Raw genomic sequence first — 12,023 nt, forward strand, 5'->3', positions numbered from 1 at the left:
ACAAACCCGGTACGGTTCATTTATGATGAAAGTTCGAAAGAAAAACTTATAAATGATCTAAAGAAATTTTATCCTACATTTGGTGAGTGATCGATATCTATTAACTTAGCTGATCGTTAAAAGCTCATCCCACTTAAATGGATTCTTACTCAACTTGTCTCTACTCATAGTCCAGTTTCGATTAGGCACAAAACATGGTCCAATTCCAATCTTCTTCTTTCCAAACTTTTGGTGAACACATTCCATAGCTTTCATCAGCCTTTCTTTCTTTTCAATCTCTTCAAAATCAGTCAGTAGATCATATGTATGGCCATTCTTTGGTTCAAGGCACGTTAAAACTACACCGCACTTTTTATATTTGATTCCTGCTTTGTAGATATGATTCAGCATTAATGTTGCTGCTTTGGCCAATTCAGGTGCAAAGTCGGTAGGCTCAGGAAATGTATAACTGACTGACTGATTATAAAAAGGCACATTAGGGTCGAAAGGGTTGGATTGCACAAAAGCAATAATTGTACCGCAGAGTAAGTCTTCACTTCTTAATCGAGAGCATGCATCTTGGGCATACATTGAGATAGCTTCTTTTAAGTCCGTCAGTTCAGTTACGCGTGATCCAAACGAACGGCTGGCAACAATCTGCTTTTTGCTTGGTGGTGTATGTTCAATTTCAATGCATGAAATTCCCTGTAGTTCAGCAACTGTTCTTGCCACCACGATTGAAAATCGTTTTTGCATCTCACGTGGATCTGCACTTGCGAGATCTAAGACAGTATTAATATTCATTGTTTGTAGCTTTTTTGAATGCTTACGTCCAACACCCCAAACTTCAGAGACTTCTATCTGAGCGAGATAATATTCTTTATTGCACAGATCCATGTTCACTAGATCACAAACACCGTTAAAGCTTGGATTCTTCTTGGCAATGTGATTAGCAATTTTCGCTTCAGTTTTTGATTTACCTATTCCCACGCATACAGGTAGACCAATCCATTTCAAAATCTTCTGCCGCATGTCTTGACCATATTTAGTTAAATCATAATTTTTATAGTAAGCAGAGAGGTCTAAGAAACACTCATCAATAGAATAAATCTCTTGTTCTGATTCAGTGACGTATTGACCTAGAATCTTATGAAACCGCCGTGACATCTCAGCATATAAAGCATAATTACTCGAAAGCACCTGAACATTATGTTTCTGAACAATATCTTTGATTTGGAAAAGGGGAACACCCATTTTGATTCCAAGTGCTTTAGCTTCATTCGATCTAGCAACAGCACATCCATCATTGTTACTCAAAACAATAACTGGTTTATCAATCAGGCTTGGATTGAACATACGCTCACAGCTGACATAACAGTTGTTAACATCAACTAATGCAAATACTTTGTTTTCGTGCTTCATCACTTTCTTGCTTTTTTTAGAATGAAAGTAACAACCCCCCATATGATCAACTGCTGCCCATCTTTAAGATGAATGTCATCATAATCAGGATTTTCAGCTTTTAGCCAAGTTCTATGTTGTTCTATTTTTAGTCTTTTTACAGTGAAGTCATTATCGACAAGAGCGACGACAATATCGTCGTGTTTAGCATCAAGACTGCGATCTACAATCAACTCATCATCAATATCAATACCAGCATTCTTCATAGAGAGTGAACCAACTTTGACAATAAATGTTGCGCACTCGTTACTAATCAAGTGCTCATTCATATCGATTTTTTTATCGATATAATCCTGAGCTGGGGAGGGAAAACCTGCTGAAACTTTTTCGATAGCTACAGCAATAGACATATCTATAGAAGGTTCTATGAGTGAAATCGAATAAACATCTGAGAATAACTCACGCCTGAGATGATTCTTAATTTCGATGATTTGAGGATTGCTCATGACTATCACTTGAATTTGTTACATAATCAAAATGATATTCTAGAGATGAGTTGAATTTCAAATTTAAAAAATTGTGGATAAATAAGTACAAGTCATAGATTGTCGCGCTATAGTGTGTGTTTGGTCGGAAATTCTACACTGATTACTTTGTATTGCATTTTTAGTCTCTGTAGATAGATTTCCATTAGAGATTAAATAAAAAACACCATTCCTGCATATTCTCTTTTAATTGACCACTGATTCTCTTATAGATCTGACCAGCTAAAATCTTTTTAAACTGACCAGACATCACAAATAGATCGAACATACCAAAGCAAAGTTGCTTAAAAGTAAAGCTCATTAATCTTATGATATGTCTCACAATCCAACACTCTTATTAAAGCTGCACCTAATTTAAAACATCTTCCATGAATTTGATGTTGGAATTGATACTTCTAATGTCATTTTCCAATTGCTGCTGATGCACAATAAAGTATTTTTCTAATGTTTTGTCATCTGCCAAGAGAGTCTGAATAAAATTTATATTGTTCTCTTTATCTTTAATTTGCCCTAAGAACTCTGTCTTTTTTGCTAAAAATACTTTCTCAAGTTTTTGTTTTTTAAATTTTTCTCTTAGATTATCTAATCAATGTGTCTCCTTATAGCTAAAGACCCTTCTTGTAGATTGAGATACATCAACTTCCAAATAATGGCATTTTACTAGAATTCTTAACCCGACATACATGAGTCGTCGATGTTGTTCAACCTTGGAATTTTTACTCATGCCCATTTTTTCCCAGAAATGCTTGGCTTGCCAATTCTTAATTTCATGATTTGCAAAAATATCCATAAACTCATCGTATAAAGGTAAATTTACGGTTTTTCTCATGACGGGCTGTCCTTTATGTAAAAGAGGATTATAGTCCGTGGATATATAGTCCTCAATTGGTGATAATTCTGTTTATTGAGCAGTTAGTTTCAAATGTCAGAATTATCCAACGTAATTGGTCAATTAATTCGCAATAGAAGAACACAAAGAAGCATCACGCAAGAAGCTCTTGCATTACAGTGTGGTATTGATCGTAGTTATATGGGGCGTATTGAACGTGGAGAGGTCAATCTCACTGTTGAAAAAAATTATATGAAATTGCATCGGCATTAGAAATCAATGCTAAAGAATTATTGCCATAGTACCAACGCCTAATCTTGTCGCATTGCTTTATTTCCCCATAGATTTTACTCTTTAAATCCAACACAATAAGTACAAAGAAAATTTGAGAATCTTATACGTGATTACAGGCGAAATTAAAAGCAAAATTGACCAGATTTGGAACGCATTTTGGAGTGGTGGTATTTCCAATCCTTTAGAAGTCATGGAGCAAATGACTTATTTGCTGTTTATTCGCCGACTCGATGAAATTCAGATCACCAAAGAAAAGAAAGCCAACCGTTTAAAGAAGCCAGTAGAACATCCAATTTTCACACCTGAGCAAGATCATCTTCGTTGGTCAAAGTTTATTACTTTAGGCGATGCTGCAACTTTATATAATACCGTTGCCAATGAAGTCTTTCCTTTCATTAAAAACTTAGGTGCAGAAGACGAAACCACCTATAGCCATCACATGAAGGATGCTCGTTTTACCATTCCTACGCCTGCGCTACTCACCAAAGTAGTGGATTTAGTTGCTGATGTGCCTATGGATGATAAAGACACCAAAGGTGATATTTACGAGTATATGCTCGGTAAGATTGCCTCAGCAGGTCAAAATGGTCAGTTCCGTACGCCTCGCCATATCATCAAGATGATTGTGGAGCTGATGCAACCTAAGCCAACCGATACGATCTGTGACCCTGCTTGCGGTACAGCAGGCTTTTTAGTCGCTGCAAGTGAATATTTAAACGATCATTACAGTACTGAGATTTTTGCCAATCCTGAAGCAGCTAAACGCTTTAGTGAAGAAACTTTTTTTGGTTATGACTTTGACAGCACTATGCTTCGTATTGGTTCAATGAACATGATGCTGCACGGTGTAGAAAATCCAAGTATTGAAAACCGTGATTCTTTAAGTGAAGCGCATTCACATATTGCCGAAAAATACAGTTTGATTTTAGCCAATCCGCCATTTGCAGGCAGTTTGGATAATGAAAGTTGTGCTAAAAACCTTCAAGCGATTGTTAAAACTAAAAAGACTGAATTACTGTTTTTAGCCTTGTTCTTACGGTTGTTAAAAACAGGTGGTCGTGCTGCGGTGATTGTGCCTGATGGTGTTTTATTTGGTTCGTCTAAAGCACATAAAGACTTGCGTCAAAAGATTGTGGAAGAGCAAAAGCTAGAAGCGATTATTTCGATGCCATCAGGGGTATTTAAGCCTTATGCAGGTGTTTCGACTGCAATTATGATCTTCACCAAAACCATGTCGGGCGGTACGGACAAAGTTTGGTTTTATGATATGCAGGCAGATGGTTATTCGCTGGATGATAAGCGTAATGAACTTGATGCGTCTAAGCATGAAAATAACAACATTCCTGACATTATTACCCGTTTTAAAAACCTAGAGGCAGAAAGCACACGTAAAGCCACAGAGCAAAGCTTTATGGTGGATAAAGCCGATATTGCTGCCAATGGTTATGACTTGTCGATTAACCGTTATAAGGAAGTGGTGTATGAACAAGTGGAATATGAAGCACCAAGTAAAATTTTGTCGGACTTAGAAGTGCTTGAGCAGGATATTCTAAAAGGAATCAATGAGCTTAAGGAGATGCTTAAGTGAGTTCAGATAAAAAGCTTTTAAGTGATTTTGCGACCGTTATTTCTGGTTATGCTTTTAAAAGTGAATGGTTTGGAGCAGGTAATGATAAAGTTATTAGAATTAGTGATCTGCAAGAAGGCTCTATTCAAACAGAATCTGCATTAACTGTTGATGCAATTCAACATAAAATTTCTGATAATTTTAAAATTCAAAATAAAGATATTTTAATGGCTTTATCAGGAGCTACAGTTGGAAAAATTGCAGTTGCTTCGGATGGTGATGTAGGTGCTTACATTAATCAGCGTGTAGCAATCATCAGAGCTAAAGATGAAATTACGGCAGATTATTTAAAGTTCTTTTTTAGTGGTGAATTTTTAGTTGACCTACTGAAAAATGCTGGTGGTGCAGCTCAACCTAATCTAAGTCCTAAGCAATTACTGGTTATGGAAATACCTTTCCCCCCACTTGCAGAACAACGCCGAATTGCGTCTATTTTGGATCAAGCGGATGAGCTACGCCAAAAACGTCAGCAAGCGATTGAAAAGTTAGATCAGCTTTTACAAGCCACCTTTATTGATATGTTTGGCGATCCTGTAAGTAATCCTAAAGGGTGGCAAGTAAAAAAACTGTCACAGCTATCGACAAAAATCCATAGCGGTAATACGCCGAAAGGTGGATCTGAAAATTATGTAGATCAAGGTATCATTTTCTTAAGAAGTCAAAATGTTTGGAAAAACAAAGTTATTCTTGATGATGTTGCTTATATTGATGCTGAAACCCACTCTAAAATGATGAAAAGCAGTGTTAAACATGAAGATTTGTTAATGACAAAAACAGGTCGAATTAACACTGAAAACAGTAGTTTAGGTCGTGCTGCGATTTATTTGGGTGAGGATGATAGTGCCAATATCAATGGTCACGTTTATTTAATTCGTATCAAAGAAGGTTTCAATAAATACTTTATTTTAAGAATCCTTACATTGCCTGATTATTATGAATATATTCGTTCAATATGCGTCGGTGGAATTGATAAACGGCAGTTGAATAAAGAGCATATAGAGAATTTTCCAATCATTCAGCCTCCTATGGAACTGCAAAATAAGTTTTCAGATATTGTTCAGGTAATTGAGAGTCAAAAACCTAAATTACTTGAACAATTAGATTTAGCTGAAAATTTATTTAAAACATTACAACAGAAAGCATTTAACGGCACTTTATAACATTTAATTAAAAAATGAGGGAATATACATGAGCAACTTTCAGTTTTTAGAGCCTGAATTTAAAAGCTTGGCAGCCACTGCCAAAGAAGCTGAAAAGCTCGTGTATATCTCCCCTCAGTTTGCGCTTGCTGCGGCTCGTACATCGCTCGAAAACCTTGTGCTATGGCTTTATCAATACGATAAAAAGCTGACCCAACCCTATGATGCTTCATTGCATAACTTACTCAATGACATCAAATTTAAAGACCTAATTCCGCCTTATATTTGGGATAAAATGGATAACATTCGCATGGTCGGCAACAGTGCCGTACATGGGAAAAAGTTCAAGCAACTCACCACCGAAGAAACCGTAAAACACATCAGCCATTTATTCCTGATGTATGTCTGGTTTGAGCGTAACTATGGCTCACCCTCAAAAGACCGCTCTCAGTCTATTTTATTTAACCCAAAACTAATACCAAATGCTGACAATACTCAGCAAATCACCGCCAACAAAGAACAACTGCAAAAAGAAGTAGAAACTAAAGAAAAAGAATTTGCAGAACAGTATAAAGCCCTACGTGAGCGAGAACAGAAACTCTTTGAACTCTCTGCAAGTCTCGAAGAGCGTGAAAAATTACTTGCCAACATAGATGCTGAACTTGCACAAAAACGCGCTGATGTTGAACAAGCTAAAATTGCCAACAGCAAAATCGAAGACCATACCGACTATAAAGAAGACGAAACTCGAAAACTTAAAATTGACCTCATGCTTGAAGAAGCAGGTTGGGAAATCGGTACATCGGTTCGAGAGGAAGTTGCTGTAACAGGTATGCCAAGCCCATCGGGTAAAGGTGCTGTGGATTATGTGCTGTATGATGCCAATGGCTTGCCTTTGGCTGTGGTTGAGGCAAAACGCACATCAACCGACCCTGATATTGGACAGCAACAAGCCAAGCTCTATGCAGACTGTTTAGAGCAACAAACAGGACAACGACCAGTCATATTCTATACCAATGGCTACAAAACCCGAATTTGGAATGATGTGCAAGGTGGCCCACCACGCTTAGTTCATGGCTTTTATACGCAGGCAGAACTCAAACGTCTGATCGAAAGACGTAAGAACAACCCTGATTTAAGTAGCTTCCCGATTAATGCGGACATTGTCGAGCGTTACTACCAAACTCGTGCCATCAAAGCCATGCTTGCAGCCTATCAACGTAAAGAACGTGCAGGCTTACTGATTATGGCAACAGGCACAGGTAAAACCCGTACCGCCATTGCATTGGTCGATGTACTCATGAAAGCCAATGTGGTGCAAAAGGTATTATTTCTTGCCGATCGGACTTCATTGGTCAATCAAGCGCACAATGCCTTTAAAGCCAATTTAAAAGATGCCTCATTCGTCAATTTACTTGAGGATAAAAACCAAGTGGGTCGAGTCTATTTCTCTACCTATCAAACTATGATCGGCTTGATTGACGAAAAAAATGCCGATGGTACACGCCAATTCGGCACTGGCATGTTTGACCTGATTATTATTGATGAAGCACACCGCAGCGTTTACCAAAAATTTGGCGAGATTTTTAAATACTTCGATAGCTTGCTTGTCGGTTTAACCGCAACGCCACGAGATGAAGTAGATCGTGATACATACGCACTGTTTGGCTTAGAAAGCGGTGTCCCAACCGATTACTATGATTTAGATCAAGCGATTGCCGATGGTTATCTCGTGCCACCCAAAGCTTATTCTGTCCCACTTAAATTCATGCGTGAAGGTGTGAAATATGACGAACTCTCTGAAGAAGAAAAACAACATTGGGATAGTCTAAACTGGGGCGATGAAGATGCACCTGAAGAAGTCTCAGCATCCAAGATTAATAAAGAGCTGTTTAATACAGGCACGATTGATTTAATGCTCAAGCACTTGATGGAAAATGGTATTAAAACCGAAGGCGGTGATCGTCTTGGTAAAACCATTATCTTTGCCGTCAATCAAAAACATGCCCAGTTTATTGCTGATCGCTTCAATGAAAACTATCCGCAATATGATGGCAAGTTTGCCCGTGTCATTACTCATGCCACTAAGTATCCACAAAGCTTAATTGATGACTTTAGCAAGAAAGATCTACCTGAGCCACAGATTGCGATTTCAGTGGATATGCTCGATACAGGCATTGATGTACCTGAAGTGGTCAACTTAGTATTCTTTAAAGCTGTACGTTCTAAAGTGAAGTTTATGCAGATGATTGGGCGTGGTACACGACTCTGCAAAGAATTGTTTAGCCCTGAAGATGATAAAAAAGAATTCTTTATTTTCGATTATTGCTCTAACTTTGAATACTTCAATGAAAACCCTGATGGTGCGCCTGTATCGACCATAGAGCCACTCGGACAACGCTTATTTAAAGCACGTTTAAATATCCTGAGTCTGCTCAATGCGAAGGACGATGCCACCGAAGAGCTGAAAGCTGTACAGCAAGATATGCGTCAGAGTTTGCAGACTGAAGTGAAGTCCATGAACAATGACAATTTCATTGTAAAGTCTGAGCTTGAGCATGTTGAACATTTCAAGAATGATGATGCTTGGAACAACTTAGATGATCTTGCCATCGGTACATTACGAGAACACATTTCTAAACTTCCGAATCAACTTGAGCCTGAAACCTTAGAGGCCAAACTGTTTGATATGCTTTGCTACAACCTTGAGTTGGCAGTATTGGAAAAGAACAATACAGCGATTCAGAGTTATGCCAATCGAGTGATTGAAATTGCTTCTAAACTGGAAAGCAAAGAAAATATTCCTGTTGTTGCAGAACAGATTGCGCTCATTCAAGACATTCAAACCGTTGAATATTGGAAAGGCATTACCTTGCCAATGCTTGAGGCGATGCGTAAACGTATTCGCGGCTTGGTAAAACTGATTGAAAAATCGACCTCAACTATTGTCTACTCCATGCTTGATGATGAAATTGGAGAAATGCAAGCAGTTGATATTCCAGTGGTATCAAGTGGGGTAAACCTTGCCCAGTACCGTAAGCGTGTAGAAAGTTTCATCAAAGCGAATGAAAATCATATTACGATTGCAAAGTTAAAACGTGGTTTGACTCTTACACCGACCGATCTAAGTGAGTTAGAACGCTTTGTTTTTGAAGCGCAAGAAGTAGAAAGCCGAGATAAATTTGAAGAATGTTTTGGAACAGAGAAATCCTTACCTCTCTTCATTCGTTCTCTGGTGGGATTAGAACGTCAGGCGGTTCAGGAAGCTTTTTCTAAGTATTTGCAAGGCTCAACGTATAACGAGAAACAAATACGTTTTGTGGAAATGCTAATTGAGCATTTGACTCAAAACGGTGTACTGGATGCGGCACAACTTTATGAACCACCTTTCAATCAAATCCACTATGAAGGGATTGATGGAGTGTTTGATGATGCAGAGGCTGACAACATATTTGGGGTTGTTGAAGCATTTAATGAAGCGGTGGCATAAGGAGAAATGATATGGCTGTGTGGTTGGTAAGAGCAGGCTCACAAGGCGAGTATGAAGAAAAGTTTCTAAGCACATCTAAAGCTTATGTTACTTGGGATAATTTAGACTTAGATTTAAAAAAAATTATCAATCGTGATGATTTAATCTCGGAATTATCAGAAATAGACCCTGATGCAAAACCGCGAAAATTATCAAATCATGCTAGCCAAATTTGGCCATTTGTTCATACGATGAAAGTTGGTGATCGGATTGTTCTACCCTCCAAACTCCAACCCGTTATTTATATAGGTTCTATTAATTCAGACTATTCCTATGACCCTAAGGCTATTGATCCTTTTAAACATTCTCGTTCAGTGAAGTGGTTGGCTACAGGTATTCCAAGATCTCATTTTTCACAGGATATTCTTTATAGCTTTGGGGCTTTTATGACTATTTGTCGTATACAGAGAAATAATGCTGAAGAACGTTTATTTAGAATGGAAAAAAACTCATGGAAACCAGAAAATTTGCATCAGATCATTAAACTCGAAGGGGTTGAAAAAGACATCGAACTTGAAGATGCTTCGGATGAATCTAGTTCAGTTGATTTGGAATTTATAGGACAAGATCAGATTCGAAAAGTGATTGAATCAAAATTTAAAGGTCATAGATTGACGCTATTAGTTAAAGCTGTATTAGAAGCGCAAGGATATACTTGTTGGCAAAGTCCAGAAGGTGCAGATGGTGGTGTAGACATTTTAGCTGGTGATGGTCCTATGGGTTTTGGGCAACAGCAAATTTGTGTAGAAGTTAAATCTGGAGATGTACAAGTAGATCGACCAACTGTAGATAAGTTAATTGGTGCGATGACAAAATTTAATACGAAGCAGGGTTTATTTGTTGCTTGGGGGGGCTTTAAATCGAATGTGCAGAAAGAATTAGCTTCTAGCTTCTTTAGAGTTAGACTTTGGACACAGAATGATTTGTTAAACCAAATTTTTCTTAATTATGAAAAATTGAATGATGACATCAAAGCTGAATTACCATTAAAGCGGATTTGGATAATCTCAAATGCTGAAGGATAAAGTTAATAGAGCCTAATAAAAAATAGGGAAGTTATGAAATATATCGATAAAAATAAAGATTTAAAGGGCTATACACTCAATCATGAGAGTATAGTCTTAAAGCTGGATAACAAAGCAAAAGAATTGCTAGGATATTTTTTTGATGCTTTAAATTTTATATATTCAGAAATTGAGAAAAATAATAATATTCAAAATATTAATTATTTCTTACTAAGTTTAAAGCCTAAGATTGATAGCATTATAGGACCAAAAAATAAAGAAGTAATCTATCATTTGCTTAATATTGCTTTAGCACAATGGTTTAAAGAAGATATCGGTTCTGCTTACTTAAAAATTGATAAACCCAGTAAGGTTTTGAAAAATAATAAGATATCTTTACCGCTACCACATTGTTCAAATGTAGACTTTATCAGTCCCGATATTTATGAAAAACATTTATATTCCTATTATGATCCCTACATTAAGATATTGAAAGTTAAAAATATTTTTATAGCCCAGATTGCTTTTTATCAAGCCCCCTTATACGAAAAAAAAATTCAAATCAAAGGGAATTGTGAACAACCTAAATATTCACAACAGAAAAAGAAACCAAAAGTTGAATTACATAACCAAGAGGATAAACATCATGATGATTATAGAAAATATTTATCTAAATACAAGAAAGAGTCGACAACCACTACGCCAAAAAATAATAATTGGCATGAAAAAAATAATAGCCCTGGATTACTTAATATAGAAAAAACTGAAAATTTAAAAAATAAAGATTACGAAAGAAAAGAATCAAGTAACTATGGATTTTGGAAAAAATATCTTGAACGTTTTAAGAGTACCAACAACATCGATGCTGAGATGGTTTCAGAAATTCTAGAGGCTTTTAAAGAGGTTGATGCTAAACGATCTGAGAGTAATCGAAAATATTTGCAAGAATATTATAAGAATGGAAACTTTGGGAAATTTGGGTTACCACAGGCTAAGTGGAGACATGGTACATATGGAATCAATTCAAAAGAACCAGATTTTTTTAGCAAGATAAAAGATTAGACTGCTATCTAATATTGAAAATAGTTTGAGTTTGACGAATTGATGAGAAAACGAAGTAATGAGTAATAGTGCAGTAGAAAACCTTTTTATAGATCATATAAAATTTATTACTTGGTGAACTAATGAAGAAACCCAAAGGTAAAATCCGTTGTGTCTCACAAATTTCTATTTGTCCTACATGTAAAGAAGCAATGCGAGGAGATATTAATGCCTTAGGTGAACATTACCAAATAGTACATGGTAGATTACCATCTGATGGAGAAATACATCAATTTAGAACATACAAAAAGAAAGAAATTCCGATAGATAAATATGCTGAATATTCAGGATCATATTGCAAAAATAGTTTTAATGAAGTTAGTGGCGGATTACCTTCGTTGGGTAAAAAAAGACGGTAAGAAACCAATAGATAACAAAGTCATCTTAAGTAATTGTCAATATTTCTATGTAGAACAAGAAGTGCCTTAGAAGAAGAAATAGGTACAAGGAAAATAAGGTAAGACAAGAGTTAGACGAAGTTAAGGCAGAACATTTCTACTAGGGAACAACATTGAATGTTAGAACCAAGTTAAAGTGTCCAATTGAGACAAGAATTGATATGTGCTGAATTAGCA

General features: G+C 36.7%; 8 protein-coding genes and 2 pseudogenes. 7 read left to right on the forward strand and 3 right to left on the reverse strand.

Annotated elements, in window-relative coordinates:
• Positions 1-105: 105 nt before the first annotated feature.
• From IO68_RS29575 to IO68_RS34220, 3 genes and pseudogenes are all read right to left on the reverse strand, one after another.
• Positions 106-1,401, reverse strand: coding sequence for a Y-family DNA polymerase (locus IO68_RS29575; protein WP_023013910.1), 1,296 nt, complete (start codon positions 1,399-1,401; stop codon positions 106-108).
• Positions 1,401-1,886 carry a LexA family protein gene (locus IO68_RS29580; protein ID WP_023013911.1) on the reverse strand — a complete coding sequence of 162 codons (486 nt, stop codon included), beginning with the start codon at positions 1,884-1,886 and terminating at the stop codon, positions 1,401-1,403. Before IO68_RS29580 ends, IO68_RS29575 begins: the two co-directional genes overlap by 1 nt.
• 388 nt (positions 1,887-2,274) lie before the next feature.
• A pseudogene (locus tag IO68_RS34220) lies at positions 2,275-2,754 on the reverse strand (hypothetical protein).
• Between the two features lie 93 nt (positions 2,755-2,847).
• Here IO68_RS34220 and IO68_RS29590 point away from each other — a divergent pair.
• The 7 genes and pseudogenes from IO68_RS29590 (at position 2,848) to IO68_RS29615 (ending at position 11,807) form a co-directional block, all read left to right on the forward strand.
• A pseudogene (locus IO68_RS29590) lies at positions 2,848-3,056 on the forward strand (helix-turn-helix domain-containing protein).
• Positions 3,057-3,154: 98 nt separating this feature from the next.
• Entirely contained in the window at positions 3,155-4,636 is a 1,482-nt protein-coding gene (locus IO68_RS29595; RefSeq protein ID WP_023013913.1) for a type I restriction-modification system subunit M, read from the forward strand.
• Positions 4,633-5,835, forward strand: coding sequence for a restriction endonuclease subunit S (locus IO68_RS33695; protein WP_023013914.1), 1,203 nt, complete (start codon positions 4,633-4,635; stop codon positions 5,833-5,835). The genes IO68_RS29595 and IO68_RS33695 overlap by 4 nt, the downstream gene beginning before the upstream one ends.
• Positions 5,836-5,863: 28 nt before the next feature.
• Complete coding sequence (locus IO68_RS29600) at positions 5,864-9,304, forward strand: DEAD/DEAH box helicase family protein (protein ID WP_023013915.1); 3,441 nt, start codon at positions 5,864-5,866, stop codon at positions 9,302-9,304.
• A gap of 11 nt (positions 9,305-9,315) precedes the next feature.
• Positions 9,316-10,368, forward strand: coding sequence for a restriction endonuclease (locus tag IO68_RS29605; protein ID WP_023013916.1), 1,053 nt, complete (start codon positions 9,316-9,318; stop codon positions 10,366-10,368).
• Positions 10,369-10,401: 33 nt separating this feature from the next.
• Entirely contained in the window at positions 10,402-11,409 is a 1,008-nt protein-coding gene (locus tag IO68_RS29610) for a hypothetical protein (RefSeq protein ID WP_023013917.1), read from the forward strand.
• 122 nt (positions 11,410-11,531) lie between these two features.
• Positions 11,532-11,807, forward strand: a complete 276-nt coding sequence (locus tag IO68_RS29615; RefSeq protein ID WP_023013918.1) for a hypothetical protein — start codon at positions 11,532-11,534, stop codon at positions 11,805-11,807.
• Positions 11,808-12,023: the final 216 nt, after the last annotated feature.

The sequence above is a fragment of the Acinetobacter sp. COS3 genome, from assembly GCF_000475335.1.
Taxonomy (GTDB): domain Bacteria; phylum Pseudomonadota; class Gammaproteobacteria; order Pseudomonadales; family Moraxellaceae; genus Acinetobacter; species Acinetobacter venetianus.